This window comes from Murinocardiopsis flavida, from assembly GCF_003014485.1.
In the GTDB taxonomy this organism is placed as follows: domain Bacteria; phylum Actinomycetota; class Actinomycetes; order Streptosporangiales; family Streptosporangiaceae; genus Murinocardiopsis; species Murinocardiopsis flavida.
Genome location: NZ_PYGA01000017.1, coordinates 22668 through 43639 on the forward strand (window position 1 = coordinate 22668; position 20972 = coordinate 43639).

General features: G+C 71.2%; 19 protein-coding genes. 16 read left to right on the forward strand and 3 right to left on the reverse strand.

Annotated elements, in window-relative coordinates:
* Positions 1–31 precede the first annotated feature (31 nt).
* The 14 genes from CLV63_RS22140 to CLV63_RS34675 all read left to right on the forward strand — a co-directional run bounded on the left by CLV63_RS22140 (position 32) and on the right by CLV63_RS34675 (position 17202).
* Positions 32–1333, forward strand: a complete 1302-nt coding sequence (locus CLV63_RS22140; protein ID WP_106585110.1) for an NADH-quinone oxidoreductase subunit D — start codon at positions 32–34, stop codon at positions 1331–1333.
* Positions 1333–2049: an NADH-quinone oxidoreductase subunit NuoE gene (gene nuoE / locus CLV63_RS22145; RefSeq protein WP_106585111.1), complete on the forward strand. Its 717-nt coding sequence runs from the start codon at positions 1333–1335 to the stop codon at positions 2047–2049. The genes CLV63_RS22140 and nuoE overlap by 1 nt, the downstream gene beginning before the upstream one ends.
* Complete coding sequence (nuoF, locus tag CLV63_RS22150) at positions 2046–3344, forward strand: NADH-quinone oxidoreductase subunit NuoF (RefSeq protein ID WP_106585112.1); 1299 nt, start codon at positions 2046–2048, stop codon at positions 3342–3344. The genes nuoE and nuoF overlap by 4 nt, the downstream gene beginning before the upstream one ends.
* A complete protein-coding gene (locus CLV63_RS22155; protein ID WP_106585113.1) occupies positions 3341–5833 on the forward strand; it encodes an NADH-quinone oxidoreductase subunit G in 2493 nt (830 codons plus the stop codon). Before nuoF ends, CLV63_RS22155 begins: the two co-directional genes overlap by 4 nt.
* Complete coding sequence (gene nuoH / locus CLV63_RS22160; RefSeq protein WP_106585114.1) at positions 5830–7197, forward strand: NADH-quinone oxidoreductase subunit NuoH; 1368 nt, start codon at positions 5830–5832, stop codon at positions 7195–7197. The genes CLV63_RS22155 and nuoH overlap by 4 nt, the downstream gene beginning before the upstream one ends.
* Positions 7190–7735 carry an NADH-quinone oxidoreductase subunit NuoI gene (nuoI, locus tag CLV63_RS22165; RefSeq protein ID WP_106585115.1) on the forward strand — a complete coding sequence of 182 codons (546 nt, stop codon included), beginning with the start codon at positions 7190–7192 and terminating at the stop codon, positions 7733–7735. The genes nuoH and nuoI overlap by 8 nt, the downstream gene beginning before the upstream one ends.
* On the forward strand, positions 7732–8661 hold the full coding sequence (locus tag CLV63_RS22170) for an NADH-quinone oxidoreductase subunit J (RefSeq protein WP_106585116.1): 930 nt from the start codon (positions 7732–7734) through the stop codon (positions 8659–8661). Before nuoI ends, CLV63_RS22170 begins: the two co-directional genes overlap by 4 nt.
* Positions 8662–8663: 2 nt before the next feature.
* Positions 8664–8963 (forward strand): NADH-quinone oxidoreductase subunit NuoK, encoded by a 300-nt coding sequence (nuoK, locus tag CLV63_RS22175; RefSeq protein WP_106585117.1) that lies wholly within the window; start codon positions 8664–8666, stop codon positions 8961–8963.
* A 12-nt stretch (positions 8964–8975) separates the two neighbouring features.
* Positions 8976–10922, forward strand: a complete 1947-nt coding sequence (gene nuoL / locus CLV63_RS22180) for an NADH-quinone oxidoreductase subunit L (protein WP_106585118.1) — start codon at positions 8976–8978, stop codon at positions 10920–10922.
* The gene (locus tag CLV63_RS22185; protein WP_106585119.1) at positions 10923–12479 is read left to right on the forward strand and encodes an NADH-quinone oxidoreductase subunit M; all 1557 of its coding nucleotides are present in this window, start codon (positions 10923–10925) and stop codon (positions 12477–12479) included. It abuts the gene before it with no gap.
* Positions 12476–14116, forward strand: coding sequence for an NADH-quinone oxidoreductase subunit NuoN (gene nuoN, locus CLV63_RS22190; protein ID WP_211301419.1), 1641 nt, complete (start codon positions 12476–12478; stop codon positions 14114–14116). Before CLV63_RS22185 ends, nuoN begins: the two co-directional genes overlap by 4 nt.
* A gap of 167 nt (positions 14117–14283) precedes the next feature.
* Positions 14284–15288, forward strand: a complete 1005-nt coding sequence (locus CLV63_RS22195; RefSeq protein ID WP_106585120.1) for a polyprenyl synthetase family protein — start codon at positions 14284–14286, stop codon at positions 15286–15288.
* A gap of 240 nt (positions 15289–15528) precedes the next feature.
* Entirely contained in the window at positions 15529–16452 is a 924-nt protein-coding gene (locus tag CLV63_RS22200; protein ID WP_106585121.1) for a PRC and DUF2382 domain-containing protein, read from the forward strand.
* Positions 16453–16665: 213 nt separating this feature from the next.
* Complete coding sequence (locus tag CLV63_RS34675; protein ID WP_245928981.1) at positions 16666–17202, forward strand: PRC-barrel domain-containing protein; 537 nt, start codon at positions 16666–16668, stop codon at positions 17200–17202.
* Positions 17203–17223: 21 nt separating this feature from the next.
* Here the strand turns inward: CLV63_RS34675 and rarD are convergent, their stop codons facing one another.
* On the reverse strand, positions 17224–18144 hold the full coding sequence (rarD, locus tag CLV63_RS22210) for an EamA family transporter RarD (protein ID WP_106585123.1): 921 nt from the start codon (positions 18142–18144) through the stop codon (positions 17224–17226).
* A gap of 164 nt (positions 18145–18308) precedes the next feature.
* Here rarD and msrA point away from each other — a divergent pair, with 164 nt between their 5' ends.
* Positions 18309–18977 (forward strand): peptide-methionine (S)-S-oxide reductase MsrA, encoded by a 669-nt coding sequence (gene msrA / locus CLV63_RS22215; RefSeq protein ID WP_106585124.1) that lies wholly within the window; start codon positions 18309–18311, stop codon positions 18975–18977.
* Positions 18978–19132: 155 nt separating this feature from the next.
* Positions 19133–19471, forward strand: coding sequence for a hypothetical protein (locus CLV63_RS22220; protein ID WP_106585125.1), 339 nt, complete (start codon positions 19133–19135; stop codon positions 19469–19471).
* A gap of 112 nt (positions 19472–19583) precedes the next feature.
* Here the strand turns inward: CLV63_RS22220 and CLV63_RS22225 are convergent, their stop codons facing one another.
* Positions 19584–20123 carry a hypothetical protein gene (locus CLV63_RS22225; RefSeq protein WP_106585126.1) on the reverse strand — a complete coding sequence of 180 codons (540 nt, stop codon included), beginning with the start codon at positions 20121–20123 and terminating at the stop codon, positions 19584–19586.
* 145 nt (positions 20124–20268) lie between these two features.
* Positions 20269–20931, reverse strand: a complete 663-nt coding sequence (locus tag CLV63_RS22230; RefSeq protein WP_106585127.1) for an SDR family oxidoreductase — start codon at positions 20929–20931, stop codon at positions 20269–20271.
* Positions 20932–20972: the final 41 nt, after the last annotated feature.

Sequence of the window (20972 nt, forward strand, 5' to 3'; positions counted from 1 at the left end):
GGCGAGCTGAGTGGACGAGGGGAGCGCGGGCATGAGTACAGCTCCCACTGAGGACTACATCGACGCTTCGGGCGGCGACTGGGACCAGGTGGTCGAGGCGGCGCAGAAGTCCAGCGCCGAGCGCCTCGTCGTGAACATGGGCCCGCAGCACCCCTCGACCCACGGCGTCCTCCGGCTGATCCTCACCCTCGACGGCGAGAGCGTCACCGAGGCGCGGGTCGGCATCGGGTACCTGCACACCGGCATCGAGAAGAACATGGAGTACCGAACGTGGACGCAGGGCTCCACGTTCGTGACCCGCATGGACTACCTGACGCCGCTGTTCAACGAGACGGCGTACTGCCTCGCGGTGGAGAAGCTGCTGGGCATCACCGATTCGATCCCCGAGCGGGCGAGCGTCATCCGGGTGCTCATGATGGAGCTCAACCGGATGTCGTCGCACTTCGTGGCCATGGCGACGTTCGGCATGGAGCTGGGCGCCACCACGATCATGACCAACGGGTTCCGCGAGCGGGAGATGGTGCTCGACATCTTCGAGCACATCACCGGCCTGCGGATGAACCACGCCTACGTGCGGCCGGGCGGCGTCTCCCAGGACCTCCCGGCCAGCGCCATCCCCAAGATCAAGGAACTGCTGGTCGAGATGCCGAAGCGCATCAAGGTCATGCGCAAGCTCCTCGATGAGAACCCGATCTACCTGGCGCGGACCCGCAACGTCGCGCACCTGAACCTGGCGGGCTGCATGGCGCTCGGGCTCACCGGGCCGCTGGTGCGCGCCTCGGGCCTGGCGTGGGACCTCCGCAAGGCGCAGCCCTACTGCGGGTACGAGGACTACGACTTCGACATCCCGGTGTCCGACGGCGGCGACGTGTACGCGCGCTACCGGGTCAGGGTGGCCGAGATCGAGCAGAGCCTGCGCATCGTCCAGCAGTGCATGGACCGGTTGCAGGCCGGCCCGGTGATGGTCGAGGACGCCAAGATCGCGTGGCCGGCGCGGCTCGCCATCGGGCCCGACGGCCTGGGCAACTCGCCCGACCACATCGCGCACATCATGGGCGGCTCGATGGAGGCGCTCATCCACCACTTCAAGATCGTGACCGAGGGCTTCCGGGTCCCGGCCGGGCAGGCGTACGCGGCCGTGGAGAGCGCCAAGGGCGAACTCGGCTGCTACGCGGTCAGCGACGGCGGCCCGCGCCCCTACCGGACGCACTTCCGCGACCCCTCCTTCGTGCACCTCCAGGCGGTCGCCGCCATGTGCGAGGGCGGCTCGGTCGCCGACGTGGTCGCGGCCGTGGCCAGTATCGACCCCGTAATGGGAGGGGTAGACCGCTAATGCCTTTCAGTGACGAGGCGCTGGCCCGCATGGCGCCCGACGCCAAGGAGATCATCGCGCGCTACCCGCGCGAACGCTCGGCGCTGCTGCCGCTGCTGCACCTGGTGCAGTCGGAGGAGGGGTTCGTCAGCACCGACGGGATCGCGTTCTGCGCCGACCAGCTCGGCATCACCACGGCCGAGGTCACCGCCGTCGCGACCTTCTACACCATGTACAAGCGGCGGCCCGGCGGCGACTACCACGTCGGGGTGTGCACCAACACGCTGTGCGCGGTCATGGGCGGCGACGAGATCTTCGCGACCCTCAAGGACCACCTCGGTGTCGGCAACGGGGGTACCACCGACGACGGCAAGGTGTCCCTTGAGCACGTCGAGTGCAACGCCGCCTGCGACTTCGCCCCCGTGGTGATGGTCAACTGGGAGTTCTTCGACGACCAGACCCCCGAGTCCGCCACGGCGCTGGTGGACGACCTGCGCCTCGGCAACGACGTCAAGCCCACCCGCGGGCCGGAGTCGCTCTGCACCTGGAAGCAGGCGTCCCGGGTCCTCGCCGGGTTCTCCGACGGCCGCGGCGGCGAGGGCGTGCAGGCGTCCGGGCCGTCCCTCGCCGGTCTGGAGCTGGCGCGCGAGCGCGGCTGGTCGGCGCCCGACCCGAACGACCTTCCGGCGAAGCCCGCGCCCGAAAAGCCCGCGCCCGAAAAGGGAGACGCGAAGTGACCACCCTGACCCCCGTTCTCTCCAAGAACTGGGACCGTTCCGACTCCTTCACCCTGGACGCCTACCGCGAGACCGGCGGCTACGGCCCGCTGCACACCGCGCTGGGCATGGCGCCCGACGCGCTGGTCGACCTGGTCAAGGGCTCCGGGCTGCGCGGCCGCGGCGGTGCGGGCTTCCCCACCGGGATGAAGTGGGGTTTCCTGCCGAAGGACAACCCCAACCCCCGCTACCTCGTCGTCAACGCCGACGAGTCGGAGCCGGGCACGTGCAAGGACATCCCGCTGATGCTGGCGAACCCGCACGCGCTCGTCGAGGGCGTCGCCATCGCCTCCTACGCGATCAAGGCGAACCAGGCGTTCATCTACGTGCGCGGCGAGGTCCTGCACGTCATCCGGCGCATGCAGCACGCCGTGGCCGAGGCGTACGCCGCCGGGCTGCTCGGCAGGGACATCCTCGGCTCGGGCTACGACCTGGACGTCGTGGTCCACGCCGGCGCCGGCGCCTACATCTGCGGCGAGGAGACGGCGCTGCTCGACTCGCTCGAGGGCTACCGCGGCCAGCCGCGGCTGAAGCCCCCGTTCCCCGCCGTCGCCGGCCTGTACGCCTCGCCGACGGTCGTGAACAACGTCGAGTCCATCGCCAGCGTCCCCAGCATCGTGGAGAACGGCGCCGACTGGTTCACCGCCATGGGCACCGAGAAGTCCGCGGGCTTCGGGTTCTTCTCGCTGTCGGGGCACGTCGCGAAGCCCGGCCAGTACGAAGCGCCCCTCGGCATCACGCTGCGGGAACTGCTCGACATGGCGGGCGGGATCCGGGCCGGGCACCGGTTGAAGTTCTGGACACCGGGCGGCTCGTCCACCCCGATCTTCACCGACGAGCACCTCGACACCCCGTTGGACTTCGAGTCGGTGGGCGCCGCCGGTTCGATGCTGGGCACCAGGGCGCTCCAGATCTTCGACGAGACCACCTGCGTGGTGAAGGCCGTCGGCCGGTGGATCTCGTTCTACGCGCACGAGTCCTGCGGCAAGTGCACGCCGTGCCGCGAGGGCAACTACTGGATGGTGCAGGTGCTCGACCGCCTGGAGAACGGCGAGGGCACCGAGGCCGACATCGAGAAGCTCCTCGACATCTGCGACAACCTGCTCGGCCGGTCCTTCTGCGCGCTGGGCGACGGCGCCGCCAGCCCGGTCATGTCCTCCATCCAGTACTTCCGGCAGGAGTACGTGGACCACATGGAGCAGCGCGGCTGCCCGTTCGACCATGCGAAATCGACCCTGTGGGGAGGGAACCGATGACCGTCGTCACCAACGCGGCCTCGGGCGGCACACCGGCGGTGCCGCCCGAGGATCTGGTCACCGTCACCATCGACGGCTTCGAGATCCAGGTCCCCAAGGGCACCCTGGTGATCCGGGCGGCCGAGCTGCTCGGCATCCAGATCCCGCGGTTCTGCGACCACCCGCTGCTCGACCCGGTGGGCGCCTGCCGCCAGTGCCTGGTGGAGATCCCCGACGCCGGCAACGGGCGGGGGATGCCCAAGCCGCAGGCGTCGTGCACCCTCACGGTCATGCCCGGCATGGTGGTCAAGACCCAGCTCACCTCTCCCGTCGCGGAGAAGGCGCAGCGCGGGATCATGGAGTTCCTGCTCATCAACCACCCGCTGGACTGCCCGGTCTGCGACAAGGGCGGCGAGTGCCCCCTCCAGAACCAGGCGATGTCGTCGGGGCAGGGCGAGACCCGCTTCCAGGACGTCAAGCGCACCTTCCCCAAGCCCATCCCGCTGTCCACCGAGGTGCTGCTGGACAGGGAGCGCTGCATCCAGTGCGCCCGCTGCACCCGCTTCTCCGCGCAGATCGCCGGCGACCCGTTCATCGAGCTGATGGAGCGGGGCGCCGACGAGCAGGTCGGCATCGCCGAAGGGCAGCCCTTCCAGTCCTACTTCTCCGGCAACACCGTGCAGATCTGCCCGGTCGGCGCGCTGACCGGTGCCGCGTACCGCTTCCGTTCGCGCCCGTTCGACCTGGTCAGCACGCCGAGCGTGTGCGAGCACTGCGCGTCCGGGTGCTCGCTGCGCACCGATCACCGGCGGGGCAAGGTCACCCGGCGCCTCGCCGGCGACGACCCGCGCGTCAACGAGGAGTGGAACTGCGACAAGGGCCGGTGGGCGTTCACCTACGCCACCCGGCCCGACCGGCTCACGCAGCCGCTGGTGCGCGACGCCGACAGCCGCGCGCTGGAGACCGCGTCCTGGCCCGAGGCGCTGACCCTCGCTGCGCAGGGGCTCGCGAAGGCCCGCGGCCGCGGCCGGATCGGCGTCCTCACCGGCGGCCGGCTCACCCTCGAGGACGCCTACGCCTACGCGAAGTTCGCGCGGGTCGCCCTGAACACCAACGACATCGACATGCGGGCCCGCGCCCACACCGCGGAGGAGGCCGACTTCCTGGCGTCCCGGGTGGCGGGGCGCGGCATCGAGGTCGGCTACGACGACCTGGAGAAGGCGCCGGCGGTGCTGCTCGCGGGGTTCGAACCCGAGGACGAGTCGCCCGTCGTCTTCCTCCGGCTGCGCAAGGCCGTCCGCAAGAACGGCCTCGCCGTCTACTCCATCGGCTCCCACACCACGCGGGGCCTGGCGAAGGTCGGCGGGACGCTGATCCCCGCGGCGCCGGGTGACGAGGCCGACGTCCTCGACACGCTGTTCGCCGAGTCGGCGGCCGCCGAGGCGGCGCTGGCCGCGCCCGGCGCGGTCATCCTCGTCGGGGAGCGGCTGGCCGAGACCGCCGGGGCGCTGTCCGCGGCGGCGCGGCTCGCCGACCGCACCGGCGCCCGGCTCGCGTGGGTGCCGCGCCGCGCGGGGGAGCGCGGCGCGCTGGAGGCCGGGGCGCTGCCCAACCTGCTGCCGGTCGGCCGCCCGGTCGCCGACGCCGACGCCCGCACCGAGGTCGCCCGCTCCTGGTCGGTCGGCGCGCTGCCGGACCGGCCCGGACGCGACGCGGCCGCCATCATCGCCGCAGCGGCGGCGGGCGAGCTGGACGCGCTGGTGGTCGCCGGGGTCGAGATCGACGACCTGCCCGACCCCGACGGCGTCCGCGCGGCCCTCGCCCGGGTGCCGTTCATCGTCAGTCTGGAGCTGCGCGCGAGTGACGTCACCGACCGCGCCGACGTGGTCCTGCCCGTCGCGGCGGTCGCGGAGAAGTCGGGGACGTTCGTCGACTGGGAGGGCCGCGGCCGCCCGTTCGACAACGCGTTGAAGGTCCCCGGGGCGCTGTCGGACCTGCGGGTCCTCTCGGCGGTCGCGGACGAGATGGACGTCCACCTCGGGCTGCCCGACGCCGAGGCGGCCCGCCGCGAAATGGCGGAGCTCGGCTCCTGGCGCGGCACGCGGGTCGCCGACCCTGCGTCGCACGGGGCCGAGCGCGAGCGTCCGCCCGCCGGCCGGGCGGTGCTCGCCACCTGGCGCCAGCTCCTCGGCACCGGCCGCATGGAGGACGGCGAGCCCTACCTTGCCGGGACCGCCCGCCCCGCGATCGCGCGAGTGTCCGCCGCGACGGCGGCGGAGGCCGGCGTCGCCGACGGCGGCCTGCTGCGGGTCACCGGCGGCAACGGCGCGGTGGACGTCCCCGTGGCCGTCGACGCGGCAATGCCCGACCGGGTGGTGTGGCTGCCCGCGAACGCCAAGGACTGCGACGTCCGCCGCGACCTCAAGGTCGGCGCCGGGGCGGTCGTGGAGCTCGCGGCCGGGACCACGGCCGCGTCGGCAGGCACGAGTGCTGGGAGCGACGAGTCATGACCGGTGTGCCGATGCTGTCGGGAACGGCGGCGCAGGTCGCGGCCGAGCCGGGGTTGGAAGCCTTCGGCAACGACCCGTGGTGGATCGTGACCATCAAGGCGCTCGCGATCTTCGTGTTCCTGATGGTCTGCGTGCTGATGATGATCATGGCGGACCGGAAGGTCATGGGCCGCATGCAGCAGCGCCACGGGCCCAACCGGTTCGGGCCGTGGGGCCTGCTGCAATCCCTCGCCGACGGCGTCAAGCTGTCGCTGAAGGAGGACCTGATCCCGCGCAACGTCGACAAGGCCGTGTACATCGCCGCTCCGGCGATCGCCGCGGTCCCGGCGTTCATCGCGTTCTCCATCATCCCCGTGGGGCCCGAGGTCACCATGTTCGGGGTGGAGACCCGGTTGCAGCTCACCGACCTGCCGATCGCGGCGCTGCTGGTGCTCGCGACCGCGTCGATCGGGGTCTACGGGATCGTGCTCGGCGGGTGGGCGTCGCAGTCGCCCTACGCCCTGCTCGGTGGCCTGCGGGCCTCGGCGCAGGTCATCAGCTACGAGATCGCGATGGGGCTGTCGTTCGTCGCGGTGTTCATCTTCTCCGGGACGATGACCACCTCGGGGATCGTCGAGGCGCAGAAACCCCTGTGGTTCGCGATCATCCTGTTCCCGTCCTTCCTGATCTACCTGATCACGATGATCGGCGAGACGAACCGGCTGCCGTTCGACCTCGCCGAGGGCGAGGGCGAGATCGTCGGCGGCTTCATGACCGAGTACGGCTCGATGAAGTTCACCATGTTCTTCCTCGCGGAGTACGTGAACATGGTGACCGTCGCGGCGGTGTCCGTCACCTTCTTCCTCGGCGGCTACCTCGCGCCGGGGCCGCTGGTGTCGGTGTGGCCGGGCGCGAACGAGGGCTGGTGGCCGGCGCTGTGGTGGCTGCTCAAGTTCATGGCCGTCATGTTCCTGTTCATCTGGACCCGCGGCTCCCTGCCCCGCACGCGCTACGACCAGCTCATGGCGCTGGGCTGGAAGATCCTCATCCCGATCCAGCTCGTCTGGATCACCGTGGTGGCGACCATGGTCGTCCTCGGCAACGAGGGCTTCGGGTACGCCGTCACGGGCGGCGTGGGGCTCGGCTTCGTCGTGGTGATCGCCGCCGTCCTCGCCGTGTGGCGCAGGCAGCACAACAAGTCCAAGGCCGCGGAGTCCGCCGAACGCGTCGAGGAGGCCCGCGCGATGCGCACCGACCCGGCCTTCGGCGGGTTCCCCGTCCCACCGACCACCGCCCCGCACTACGGCAGCAGTGTCCTCGCGGAGCGGACCGAGACGAACTCACCGGCCTCGACCAAGAAGCGTGAGGAGGTTACCGGTGCTTGACTGGCTCAACCCCGTGAAGGGGTTCGGCGTCACCTTCCACACCATGTTCAAGAAGGTGCCGACCGTCGAATACCCCGAGGTGAAGGCGCCCACCGCGCCCCGCTTCCACGGCCGCCACCAGCTCAACCGCTGGCCCGACGGCCTGGAGAAGTGCATCGGCTGCGAGCTGTGCGCCTGGGCGTGTCCCGCCGACGCGATCTACGTCGAAGGCGGCGACAACACCGAGGCGGAGCGCTACTCGCCGGGCGAGCGCTACGGCAGGGTGTACCAGATCAACTACCTGCGCTGCATCCTGTGCGGGCTGTGCATCGAGGCGTGCCCCACCAGGGCGCTCACCATGACCAACGAGTACGAGCTCGCCGACGACAACCGCGAGAGCCTCATCTTCACCAAGGAGCAGCTCCTCGCTCCGCTGGTGGAGGCGATGGAGGCCCCGCCGCACCCGATGCGCCTCGGCGAGACCGAAGAGGACTACTACCTGATGGGCCGCGCCGGCGGCACCGGGGCGCAGAGCACGGACAGCGAGGCGAAGCAGTGACCACCGCTCCCGTCCCGCTCCAGGTGACCACCTCCGCCGCCGCCATCTCCGGTGGTGAGACCGCGGCGTTCTGGGTCATCGGCACGATCGTCGTGCTCGCGGCGCTCGGCGTCGTCTTCAGCAAGAAGGCCGTGCACTCGGCGATGATGATGGCGACCGTGATGATCGGGCTGGCCGTGTTCTACGGCATCAACGAGGCCCCCTTCCTCATGGTCGTGCAGATCGTCGTCTACACCGGCGCCGTCCTGATGCTGTTCCTGTTCGTGCTGATGCTCATCGGCGTGAGCTCGGCCGACTCCCTGGTCGAGACGATCAAGGGGCAGCGGCTGCTGACCGCCGTCATCGCGCTGTGCTTCCTCGGGGCGCTGGCCCTGGGGCTGACCAGGATCTCCACCGACGGGCCCGTGGGACTCGCCGCGGGCGAGGCCGCGGCCGGCGGCAACATCTCCTGGATCGCGACCGAGGTGATCTACCGCTACGTCATCGCCTTCGAGGCGACCGCGGCGCTGCTCATCACGGCGGTCCTCGGGGCGCTGGTGCTGGCGCACAGCGTGCGCATCGGCAAGCGCCCCTCGCAGCGGGAGACGGCGCGCGACCGCATCCGCGGCGACCACCCGACCCCCCTGCCCGGCCCCGGCACCTACGCGCGCCACAACGCGATCGACATGCCGGCCCTGCTGCCCGACGGTACGGTCGCGAAGCTGTCGCTCAACCCCGTCCTGACGGCGCGCGACCCCGAACACCAGTCGGACGTGCCGCAGGACGTCCGGATGACGGTCGCGGCGCCCGAGCCGGGCGGCGGCGCCGACTCCGCCGCCTCCAAGGAGCGGGGCGGCGCGCCGGACGACAGTGAACAGAGCGCCGTGGCGACCGACCGGGCCGAGCGCCCGGCGGGCGAGCCGGGCGACGCGGAAGCGGGGCGGTAACCGTGGACCCGATGAACTACATCGCCCTCGCGGCGGTCCTGTTCACCATCGGCGCGGTCGGCGTGCTGGTGCGCCGCAACGCGATCATCGTCTTCATGTGCGTCGAGCTGATGCTCAACGCGTGCAACCTCGCGCTCGTCACGTTCGCGCGGCTGCATGGCGACATCGAAGGCCAGGTCATCGCGTTCTTCGTGATGGTCGTGGCGGCAGCGGAAGTGGTCGTCGGCCTCGCCATCATCATGCAGATCTTCCGGACACGCAGGTCGGCGTCTGTCGATGACGCCAACCTGCTCAAGCACTAGAGGGCGCTGGGCATGTCTGCACTACACCTCGCGGCCGAGGCGCACTACACCCCGGCCGTCGATGCCGGGGGCGCGGTCCTGGGCGGCGTCTGGCTGCTGATCGCCCTGCCGCTCCTCGGCGCCGCGGTCCTGCTGCTCGGCGGGCGGCGCACCAACGCCTGGGGGCACTGGCCGGCGATCGCCATGTCGCTGGCCAGCTTCGCCTGGGGGGTCGCGGCGCTGTTCGCGATGCTGGGGCGGGCCCCCGACGAACGGGTCATTGCGGCGAAGGGCTACGAGTGGGTGGCGGTCGGCGACCTCTCCCTGCGCGTCGACTTCCTGCTCGACCCGCTGTCGATCAGCTTCGTGCTGCTCATCACCGGCGTCGGCTCGCTCATCCACATCTACTCCGTGGGCTACATGGCCCACGACGACGACCGGCGGCGGTTCTTCGGCTACCTGAACCTGTTCGTCGCGGCCATGCTGCTGCTGGTCCTCGCCGACAACTACGCGGTCCTGTTCATCGGGTGGGAAGGCGTGGGCCTCGCGTCCTACCTGCTCATCGGGTTCTGGCAGGCCAAGCCGTCGGCGGCGGCAGCGGCGAAGAAGGCGTTCCTGGTGAACCGGGTCGGCGACCTCGGCCTGCTCATCGCGATCATGCTGATGTTCACCACCTTCGGCAGCGTCGCGTTCTCCGACGTGTTCACCGGGCTCGACGGCGCCTCCCAGGGCGTGCTGACGGCGATCGGGCTGCTGCTGCTCCTCGGGGCGTGCGGCAAGTCCGCGCAGCTGCCGCTCCAGTCCTGGCTGCTGGACGCGATGGAGGGCCCGACCCCGGTGTCGGCGCTGATCCACGCGGCGACCATGGTCACCGCCGGCGTCTACCTGATCGTCCGCTCGGGCCTGGTGTTCCAGGCCGCGCCCGCAGCGCAGCTCGCCGTGGCCGTCGTCGGCGCGGCGACACTGCTCGCCGGGGCGATCATCGGCTGCGCCAAGGACGACATCAAGAAGGCGCTGGCCGGGTCGACCATGAGCCAGATCGGCTACATGACGCTCGCCGCCGGGCTGGGCCCCATCGGCTACGCCGCGGCGATCGCGCACCTCATCACGCACGGCTTCTTCAAGGCGGGGCTGTTCCTCGGCGCCGGGTCGGTCATGCACGGCATGAACGACGAGGTCGACATGCGCAAGTACGGCGGCCTCGCCCGGTCCATGCCCATCACCTTCGCCACGTTCGGCGCCGGCTACCTCGCCATCATCGGGGTGCCGTTCCTGTCGGGCTGGTGGACCAAGGAGGGCATCATCCAGGCGGCGTTCGACGTGGGCGGCACCCAGGGGCAGGTCCTCGGCTGGGCCACCCTCCTCGGTGCCGGGCTGACCGCGTTCTACATGTCGCGGATCATGTTCATGACCTTCTTCGGCGCGAAGCGGTGGGACGACGGCGTGCACCCGCACGAGTCCCCGGCGTCCATGACCGGCCCGATGGTCGTGCTCGCTGTCGGCTCGCTCGGACTGGGCGCGCTGCTGGTGTTCAACTACGCCTTCGCCGGGTTCCTCGCGCCGGTCGTCGGCGAACCGCACCACGAGTTCGACCTCGCGCACATGCTGACCAGCCCCTACTCGCTGATCGCCCTGGGCGTGATGGTTGTGGGGGTCGGGTTCGCGTGGCTGCGCTACGGCCGCGCGGCCGTGCCGCGCGAGGCGCCCAAGGGCAACTTCGTCACCGTGGCGGCGCGCAACGAGCTCTACGGCAACGCCATCAACGAAGGGCTGCTGATGCGCCCCGGCCAGGTCCTCACCAAGGCCCTGGTCGCCATCGACACGCACGTGGTCGACGGTCTGGTGAACAAGGTCGGCACCGGGGTGCGCGACGGCTCGGAGGGGCTGCGCCGCACGCAGTCCGGTTTCGCCCGGACCTACGCACTGACCATGCTGTTCGGCGCGGCCATCGTGGTCGCGGCGCTGGCGGTGAGGATCTAAATGACCATCCCCTGGCTCACACTCGCCATCGCGCTGCCCGCACTGGGCGGGCTCGCCGTCGCGCTGCTCCCGCGCGACCGGGCCGAGACCGCCAAACGCGTCACCCTCGGCGTCACCCTGGCGACACTGCTGCTGGTCGTGGCGATGGCGGCGCAGTTCGCGCCGTCGGGGTCCGGGCCGCTCCAGTTCGAGGAGGTCTACCCCTGGATCCCGCAGTTCGGGATCTCCTTCGCGGTCGGCGTCGACGGCATCGCGCTGGTGCTGATCCTGCTGTCGGTGCTGCTGGTGCCGCTCGTCGTCCTCGCGGCGTGGCACGAGAACGACGACGCGCCCGACCAGGGCAAGGGCTACTTCGCCCTGATCCTGGTGCTGGAGGCGATGATGATCGGCGTCTTCGCGGCGACCGACGTCTTCCTCTTCTACGTCTTCTTCGAGGCGATGCTGATCCCGGTCTACTTCATGATCGGGCGGTACGGCCGCGGCGAGGGGCGGCGCCGCGCGGCGGTCAAGTTCCTGCTGTTCAGCCTGCTGGGCGGGCTGCTGATGCTGGTCGCCGTCATCGGCGTGTACGTCTACGGCGGCACCTTCCTGTGGAGCGACCTCGCCGACCCCGCGGGCGGGCTCGCCGGGGTCGACACGGCGACGGCGCGGTGGCTGTTCCTCGGGTTCTTCGTGGCGTTCGCCATCAAGGCCCCGATGTGGCCGGTGCACACCTGGCTGCCCGACGCCGCCGGCTCGTCCCGGCCGGGTACCGCGGTGCTGCTGGTGGGCGTCCTCGACAAGGTCGGCACCTACGGCATGCTGCGCTACTGCCTGGAGCTGTTCCCCGAGGCCGCCAAGTGGTTCGTGTGGCCGGTCGTGGTGCTCAGCCTCGTCAGCATCGTCTACGGGGCGATCGTCGCCATCGGCCAGTCCGACATGATGCGGCTCATCGCGTTCACGTCGGTGTCGCACTTCGGGTTCATCACCCTCGGCATCTTCGCGATGACCTCGCAGGGGCAGTCCGGTGCGGCGCTGTACATGGTGAACCACGGGTTCTCCACGGGCGCGCTGTTCCTGATCGTCGGGTTCCTCGTCGCGCGGCGCGGCTCCGCCGCCATCGCCGACTTCGGCGGGGTGCAGAAGGTCGCGCCGGTCCTGGCGGGGGTGTTCCTGGTCGCGGGACTGTCGAGCCTCGCGCTGCCGGGGCTGTCGCCGTTCGTCAGCGAGTTCCTGGTGTTCCTGGGCACCTACGCGTTCCACCCCGTCCCGGCGATCATCGCCACGAGCGGCGTGGTGCTCGCCGCGCTGTACATCTTGTGGATGTACCAGCGCACCATGACCGGGCCGCTGCCCGACAGCCTCGCGAAGCTGCGCGACCTGTCGGGGCGCGAGGTCTGGGCCGTCGCACCGCTCATCGCGCTCCTCGTCGTCTTCGGGGTGTACCCCAAGCCGCTGCTCGACGCCGTGAACCCGGCGGTCGAGCGGACCATGCAACAGATCGACGTCAGTGACCCCGCTCCGGCGGTCGGCCAGGCCGGCTCGTCGTCCGGTGGCGCGGAAGGAGAAAGCGAGTGATCCCCGTGACCCTCCCGGGGGCCGCCCTGATGGCGGCACCGGTGATCACCGAGGAGCCGCCCGCCATCGACTACGGGCTGCTCGCCCCGATGCTGGTGATCTTCGGCGCCGGCGTCGTCGCCGTGATCGTCGAGACGGCGGTGCCGCAGGCGCGCCGCCGGGTCGTGCAGGTCGCGCTGACACTGGCCGCTGTCGCCGCGGCGTTCGTGCTGACCGTCCTCCAGGTCGGCATGCTCCCCGCCGACGAGGCGGGGGCGACGGTGGCGTTCGCCAGCGTCGCCGTCGACCGGCCCACACTGTTCCTGCAAGGGACCATCCTGCTGCTGGGCCTGATCAGCCTGCTGCTCATCGCCGAGCACCGCAACGGTGAGAGCGCGTTCGCGGCCCAGGCCGCGGCCGTGCCCGGCAGCGACGAGGAGCGCGCCCACGTCATGGCGGGGTCGCAGCACACCGAGGTGTACCCCCTGGTGCTGTTCGCCCTTCTGGGCATGCAGCTGTTCCCCGCGGCGAACGACTTCCTCACCATGTTCATCGCGCTGGAGGTCATGAGCCTCCCGCTGTACCTGCTGTGCGGGCTGGCCCGCAGGCGGCGGCTGTTCTCCCAGGAGGCGGCCGTGAAGTACTTCCTGCTGGGCGCGTTCTCCTCGGCGTTCTTCCTGTTCGGCATCGCGATGGTCTACGGCTACGCGGGCTCGGTGAACTTCGCCCGGATCGCCGAGTCCATCGACGCCGGCGGCGCCGGGGTGGTCGAGAACGGGCAGCCGCTGCTGCTGCTCGGCATCGGCCTGGTCGCCGTCGGGCTGCTCTTCAAGGTCGGCGCGGTCCCGTTCCACAACTGGAAGCCCGACGTCTACCAGGGGGCGCCCACGCCCATCACGGCGCTCATGGCGTCGTGCACCCTGGTCGCCGCGTTCGGTGCGCTGCTGCGGGTCTTCGGGGTGGCGTTCGGCGGCGCGGCGGCCGACTGGCGGCCGATGATGTGGATCGTGGCGATTCTCACCATGGTGGTCGCCGCGGTCATCGCCGTCACCCAGCGGGACGTGAAGCGGCTGCTGGCGTACTCGTCGGTCGTGCACGCCGGGTTCATCCTCACGGCCGTCATCGCCAACACCGCCGAAGGGCTCGGCGGCGCGCTGTTCTACCTGGCGGCGTACGGGTTCACCACCATCGGGGCGTTCGCCGTGATCACCCTGGTCCGGACGCACGAGAACGGGCCGGAGGCCGGCGACATCACCCAGTGGGCCGGCCTGGGCCGCACCTCGCCGCTGCTGGCGGGTGCCCTCACCCTGTTCCTGCTCGCCTTCGCGGGTATCCCGCTGACCAGCGGTTTCATCGGCAAGTTCGCGGTGTTCGAGGCCGCGGTCGCCGCCGACGCCACCCCGCTGGTCGTCGTCGGCGTGCTGAGCAGCGCGGTCACGGCGTTCTTCTACGTCCGCATCATCGTGCAGATGTTCTTCGCCGAACCCGAGGGCGACGGGCCCACCGTGGTGAAGGCCGGGGCGTTCACCGGATCGGTGATCGGCATCGGGGTGGCGGCGACCCTCGTGCTCGGCGTCTACCCGACCCCGTTGCTCGCGGAACTGCTCCCGGACCCGGGCGGTGAGACCCCGGCGGCAGCCGTCGGATTCACCAGGTAGCGGCGGCCGCACCGGCTGTCGAAGCGGCGGTGGCGGATCCGGCGCGGGCCTTTTGGTAGATGATTCCGGGTCCGCTACCTTGGCAAGTCGGTTGGTGTTCATCCAGAGCGCGCTGTTTGTCCGAATTCGGGGCGTGCGGCGTGCTTGCTGAAATGTGGAGCTATCAGGTGAGCGGTGCTGTTCCGAGCGGTTTCCTCGCGCTCCCGAGCGTCGACGCGACGCTCGCCCAGGAGATCCAGGAGGACCTGGAACGCGTCGAGGAGACCCTGCGGTCCACCGTCGCCGCCAGCGATCCGATGCTGACCGAGGCGGCGACCCATCTGCTGTCGGCGGGCGGCAAGCGCTTCCGCGCCACACTCGTGCTGCTCGCCGCCCGGTTCGGCGACCACACGCGGCCGGAGCTGGTGCCGGCGGCCGCCGTCGTGGAGCTCACCCACGTCGCCACGCTCTACCACGACGACGTCATGGACGAGGCGAAGATGCGCCGCGGCGAGCCGAGCGCCAACCAGCGCTGGGGCAACAGCATCGCCATCCTCACCGGCGACTTCGTGTTCGCCCGCGCGTCGGAGATCCTCGCCGACCTCGGCACCGACGCCGTGCGCTTGCAGGCGCAGACGTTCGGGCGGCTCGTGCAGGGCCAGATCCTGGAGACCTCCGGCCCGCCGGCCGGCACCGACCCCCTCCAGCACTACGTTCAGGTCATCGCCGACAAGACCGCGTCGCTCATCGCGTCCTCGGCGCGGTTCGGCGCCACCTTCGCCGACGCCGACCCCAAGGTCATTGAGACCATCACCCGCGCCTGCGACGCCCTCGGCATGGCGTTCCAGCTGTCCGACGACATCCTCGACGTCGCCAGCGAGTCGGCCGAGTCCGGCAAGACGCCAGGCACCGACCTGCGCGAAGGCGTCCTGACCCTGCCGATGTTCCACGCGCTGCGCAGCGGCGCACCCGAGGACGCGCGGCTGCGGTCCCTGCTCGGCCGCCCGCTCGACGACGCCGAGACCGAGGAGGCGCTGCGGCTGCTGCGGGCGCATTCCGCCATGGCCACGGCGCGGGCCGACCTCAACGGCTGGGCCGACCTCGCCCGCGCCGAACTCGCCACCCTGCCCGACGGGTCGGCGCGCAGCGCGTTCGAGGTCCTGTGCGACTACGTGGTCGAGCGCTCGGGCTGACCCCGCCGCCGTCCGACGGCCCGTACCCGCAACGGGTGCGGGCCGTCGCCGCGTCCCGGCCCGGTCCTGGCGGGGCTTCGCAGGTCATCGCCGTGACCAATCTCGGCAAAGCCCCCGCCAACCGCCGCATTGCGGGTTGTGCCGGGGGTAGTCCGTCGTGAGGCAGGGCCTGTGCCGGCACGGGGGCGTCGACCGGCCGCGACCGCTCAGGCGGGAGAACGATCGGGGGACTGATTCACCATGGCACTGCAACACTCAGCGCAGGAGTACATCGGCCACAAGCTCCTGGACCGCGAAGGCCACAACGTCGGCAAGATCGAGCAGGTCTACTTCGACGACCAGACCGGCGCGGTCAAGTGGGTCACGGTGCAGACGGGGATGCTCGGCGCCAAGCACAGCTTCGTGCCGCTCGACGGCATGCGCGGGGCCGAGGACGACTACATGGCGCCCTACGACAAGGACACCATCAAGGACGCGCCGCAGTTCGACGCGGAGCGCCACCTCTCCGTCGAGGAGGAGAACTCGCTGTACCGCCATTACGGCGTGCAGGTGCCCGGCCAGCGCTCGGCCGGACACGGCGAGCAGGACACCGCTCCGGCGGGCCAGGGCAGGCACGCCATGGGCGCCGGGACGGCGGCGACCGCCGCCGATGACACGCGCGCCGACACCGCCGACATGCGTTCCGACACGCGCTCCGACATGGCGATGACGGACGCGGATTCCGAAATGGGGACGGCCGAGGCGGGCGCGGCGGGCCAGGACCTCCAGGAGGAGGCCGCGGCCAGCATGGTCCGCTCCGAGGAGCAGGCGCACGTGGGCGTGGAGCGCGAGGAGAGCGGCCGCGTCCGCCTGCACAAGAGCGTCGAGACCGAGCACTTCGAGCGGGACGTGCCGCTCATGCACGAGGAGGTCCGGGTCGAGCGTATTCCCGTCACCGACGCGGAGCGCGAGGGCGGCATGGCGCAGTTCGAGGAGGACGACCGGGAGGTCATCCTCTACGCCGAACGCGCCGTGATCGCCACGGAGAGCGTGCCCGTGGAGCGGGTCCGCCTCGTGAAAGAGGAGGTCACCGAGCAGCAGCACGTCGAAGGCGACGTCCGCAAGGAGCGTGTGGACGTCGAGCAGGAGGAGCGCGAGGAGCGGGGGCGCGCGGACGGCGCCTGACCGCGGAAGCGCGGCAACGGGCGGGCGGTCGGGCGCCCGCCCGTTGCCGTGGCGGGCGGTAACCGGACGGTCCAGTTCTGGCAATGTCATGGTAATGCTCCGCATATGTCGGACTACTCAGGGTAATTGGCGCGTGAGGGTGGGACGACCGCCCGATGGCGTCCGCCGTGCCGCGACCGGCCGGCGGGAGAGTGGTGCGAACAGGGGGAGACCGTGGCAGACCAGTTCGGAGCGGAGCAGCTCATCGGCCACCGGCTGGTGGACCGCGACGGTGTCGGCATCGGCAGGATCGGGCAGGTCTACTTCGACGATCAGACGGACACGCCGACCTGGGTGACCGTCCGGATCGGACTGTTCGGCACCAAGGAGGCGTTCGTGCCCCTCCAGGGCGCCAAACTGCGCGAGGACAGCCTGCACGTCCCCTTCGACAAGGAGCAGGTGCGCCGGGCGCCGAGCTTCCACAGCGACCAGCACATCTCCGTGGCGCAGGAGGACGAGGTCTACCTGCACTACGGCCTGGACATCCCCGGGCAGTGGGTACCCAGCCGCGGGCGGCACGCGGCCCCGCAGGCCGCGGCGCAGGCCCCGGCCCAGCGCCCGGGCGAGGCGCCGGAACGGCCGGTCCCGGCCACCGCGGCCCGGCACAAGCGGGTCTCGTGGGAGTTCGACGAGGCGGGGGCCGCCGGACCGCAGATCGGCGGGGTCGGCGCCGAGCAGGACCCGCCGGGGCGGTCGACGGTCAGCCCCTGAGCGGGGGCGTGCGCCACCGGGTCAGGGCTCCACTGCGACGGCGGGCCGCGCGGCGCGCGGCCGGGCGGTGCGGCGCGCCGTGCGCACCATGTCGAAGGCGAAGGCCGCCAGCGCGGCCCAGACGATGGCGAAGCCGATCCAGCGGCTGGCCGGCATCTCCTCGCCGAACACCAGCCAGCCGATGATGAAGTGCATGACGGGCGTGATGAACTGGAGGAGCCCGATCATGCTCAGCGGGATCCGCAGCGCCGCCGCGCCGAAGCACAGCAGCGGCAGCGCCGTCACGGCGCCCGCCCCGATGAGGAGCAGCGTGTGCGGCGCGGAGACGTGCCCGAACGTGCCCGATCCGGTCGCCTCCAGGTAGAGCACGAAGCCGAGCGCCGGCACGAACATCACCAGGGTCTCCAGGGTCAGGCTCTCGACCGCGTCGAGCCGGACGAACTTCTTCAGCACCCCGTAGGTGGCGAACGAGAACGCCATGGCGAGCGACAGCCACGGCGGTGCCCCGTAGTCGACGGCGAGCACGACCACCGCCGCGGTGCCCAGTGCCACGGCGGCCCATTGCACCCGGCGCAGCCGTTCTGCGAAGACGATGACCCCGAGGGCGACGCTCACCAGGGGGTTGATGAAGTAGCCGAACGCGGCCTGGAGCGTGTGCCCGGCGTTGACCGTGTAGATGAAGGCGCCCCAGTTGACCGAGATGGCGAGCGCCGCGGCGGTCAGGATCAGCAGCTCCCTGGGGCTGCGCAGGGCCGTCGCCAGCCACCGCCAGTGGCGGGTCGCCGCGAGGATCACCAGCACGGCGAGCAGCGACCACAGCATCCTGTGGGCGAGGATCTCCACGGACCCGGAGGGCGCGAGAAGCGGCCAGTAGAGAGGGAAGACGCCCCACAGCACATAGGCGGCGGCGCCGAAAGCGGCCCCGCGGTTCAGTTCAGACACGGGTTTAAGGCTATTGGGATATTCACGCCGTGAATAATTAGAATTGCTGTATCGATGTTCGAGTGCCGCTGAACCGCGCGGCGCCTGCGCCGGCCGGCCGCCGCCCGCGGTCGGGGCGGACACCGCCGCCGTCGGCCGCTTGTCGGCACGGATAGCCTGGCAGCATGTTCGGGTTCATGAAGACGACCATGGTCGACCCCTCCGATGCACTGCCGGGCCGCGAGGCCCCGATGCCCGTCCCCGAGCGCCACGAGGTCCTCGGCACCCCGCTCGCGCCGCCCTACCCCGACGGCAGCGAGATCGCCGAGTTCGGCATGGGCTGCTTCTGGGGCGTGGAGCGCGGCTTCTGGCAGATCGGAGCGGAGCGCGGCATCATCACCACGGCGGTCGGCTACGCCGGCGGCTACACGCCCAACCCCACCTACGAAGAGGTCTGCTCCGGCCGCACCGGGCACACCGAGGCGGTCCGGGTGGTCTTCGACCCCCGCCGGATCGGCTACCTCGACCTGCTCAAGGCGTTCTGGGAGGGCCACGACCCCACCCAGGGCATGCGCCAGGGCAACGACGTCGGCAGCCAGTACCGCTCGATGATCCTGGTCCACAGCGAGGCCCAGCGCGCGGCCGCCGAGTCGACCCGCCAGGCGTTCCAGCCGGAGCTGACCCGCTCGGGCTACGGCGAGATCAGCACCGAGATCGTCCCGGCCACCCCGTTCTACTTCGCCGAGGGCTACCACCAGCAGTACCTCTCCGACGCCAAGAACCCCAACGGCTACTGCGGCGTGGGCGGCACCGGCGCCTCCTGCCCCATCGGCGTGGCCCGCACCGACGGCTAGGGCCCGGGGCGGCCTACCGGACACGACCTGACGGCGCGGGGGTCCGATAGGGACTTGGATGGTCGGCGGGGCCGTTCGGTTCGACCGGGGCGGCGCCCGCAACCGGCCGTTTCGAGGGCTCGGCAGCGGCGGCACCGTGCCGTACGTTGTGGGGCATGAGCGACGACTTTCGCGAAGACGTGTCAGCGGCGGCGGCGTCGAGCCGCTCGCTGGGCCCCGACTACGACGACGCCGTGGCGGCCGGCCTGGTCGACCGGATCGGCGCGGAGATCGACGCCCGCATCGACGCGAAGCTCGCCCAGCAGCCGCGTCCCGGCCTGGTGTGGAAACCCGTCCACACCTCGCTGGCGCTCTCCGCGCTCGGCCTCATGGTCGCCTGCGGGGCGCTCCTGGTCGGGATGGTGACAGGCGCGATGGAACTGGCGTTCGTGGTCTGGCCGCCCATCGCGCTCTCCGCCATGGTCTACGCCGTCGTGCGCGACGCACGGCGCTGACCCCGCTCCCGGTCCGGCGGCAGGCACGGCGCAAGGCCCGGCAGCCGGCCGAACGCACGACGGCCCCCGCGCGCCTGCGCGGGGGCCGTCGGCTCGATGACCGCGGATCAGCTCACCACTGCTGCTGGCCGTATCCCGGGTACTGCTGCCCGTAGCCCGGCTGCTGCGGTTGCTGGCCATAGCCCGGGTACTGCTGCTGCCCGTATCCGGGGTACTGCTGTTGCTGCTGGTACCCCTGCTGATAGCCCTGCTGGTACTGCTGCCCCGTGGGGTACTGGTACCCGGCGTAGGGGTCCTGCTGCTGTTGCGCGCCGGTGTTGTGCTGGTACTCCTGCTGCGGCGGCTGGGGCTGCTGCGCGGGCTCCTCGGCCTTCGGCTGCTCCTCCGCAGGCTGCCCGTCGGTGTCGGGCCGGAAGACGAAGAGCTGCGCGGGCTCGCCGCTGCTGCCCTGGCTGTAGGAGGTCTGCTCCAGCTTCCACCCGGCCTCCTCGATGCCTTCGAGGATTCGGGTCAGACCGGGCCGGACACTGCTGGACGCGTCGTCATAGGTGTTGACGCGCAACTGCACGACGAACATCTTGCGCTTCTGCTGCGCTGCGACCTTGGCGTGCTCGACGACGGTGCTGTCCCTCACGACCTGCGTGACGCTCATGTGCCACCCGTACCCATCTGCCTACTGCGGCGTTCTCACTGGAGCGCAGCCAGCCCCCGGTGGGGGGCCACGCCGGTCCTCTGACTTCCATGATGCCCGCTATGGTTCCGTGCGGCCACCGATGCCCCGGAAACCACCGGGCCCACTACCCTGCCAGTCCCCGGACGGCGTCCTCGACCCGGGTGTCGCCGCCGACCAGATCGAGGCTCCTGCCGATGGCGGCCGGCTCGGTGAGCAGCGCGGCGATCACCGCCGCCACGTCCTCGCGCGGGACCTCCCCGCGGCCGGTGTCGGCGCCGAGCGACACCCTGCCGGTTCCGGGATCGTCGGTGAGGCGCCCCGGCCGCAGGACGGTCCAGTCGAGTTCGAGGGAGCGGTCGCGGAGGTCGTCGTCGGCGGCCTTCTTCGCGCGGACGTAGGCGGCCCACACGGGCTCGGCGTCGGGCGCCGGCCCGGCGTCGACCCCGATGGCGGACACCAGGACGTACCGGCGCACACCCGCGAGGGACGCGGCGTCGGCGCACAGCACCGCGGCGCCGTGGTCGACCGAGTCCTTGCGCCCGGCCCCGCTGCCCGGCCCGGCGCCGGCCGCGAAGACGACCGCGTCGGCGCCCATGACCTTCTCGGTGAGCTCGGTGACGGTGGCCGACTCCAGGTCGACAACGACGGGTTCGGCCCCCGCCGCCTCGACGTCCGCGGCATGGTCGGGGTTGCGGATGAGCGCGACGGGCTGGTCCCCGCGGGCGGCGAGCAGCCGCTCCAGGCGCAGGGCGATCTTGCCGTGTCCTCCGGCGATGACGATACGCATGGCAGCAAGGCTATGTCGGCCGCGGCGCCGGCGCGCGGAAG

Bases quoted from the DNA above. Each gene is read 5' to 3' on its own strand.
- nuoH (WP_106585114.1), top strand. From the start codon at position 5,830: ATGACCGGTGTGCCGATGCTGTCGGGAACGGCGGCGCAGGTCGCGGCC.
- CLV63_RS22140 (WP_106585110.1), top strand. From the start codon at position 32: ATGAGTACAGCTCCCACTGAGGACTACATCGACGCTTCGGGCGGCGAC.
- msrA (WP_106585124.1), top strand. From the start codon at position 18,309: ATGTTCGGGTTCATGAAGACGACCATGGTCGACCCCTCCGATGCACTG.
- CLV63_RS22185 (WP_106585119.1), top strand. From the start codon at position 10,923: ATGACCATCCCCTGGCTCACACTCGCCATCGCGCTGCCCGCACTGGGC.
- nuoL (WP_106585118.1), top strand. From the start codon at position 8,976: ATGTCTGCACTACACCTCGCGGCCGAGGCGCACTACACCCCGGCCGTC.
- CLV63_RS22230 (WP_106585127.1), bottom strand. From the start codon at position 20,931: ATGCGTATCGTCATCGCCGGAGGACACGGCAAGATCGCCCTGCGCCTG.
- CLV63_RS22220 (WP_106585125.1), top strand. From the start codon at position 19,133: ATGAGCGACGACTTTCGCGAAGACGTGTCAGCGGCGGCGGCGTCGAGC.
- CLV63_RS22155 (WP_106585113.1), top strand. From the start codon at position 3,341: ATGACCGTCGTCACCAACGCGGCCTCGGGCGGCACACCGGCGGTGCCG.
- CLV63_RS22200 (WP_106585121.1), top strand. From the start codon at position 15,529: ATGGCACTGCAACACTCAGCGCAGGAGTACATCGGCCACAAGCTCCTG.
- nuoE (WP_106585111.1), top strand. From the start codon at position 1,333: ATGCCTTTCAGTGACGAGGCGCTGGCCCGCATGGCGCCCGACGCCAAG.
- CLV63_RS22225 (WP_106585126.1), bottom strand. From the start codon at position 20,123: ATGAGCGTCACGCAGGTCGTGAGGGACAGCACCGTCGTCGAGCACGCC.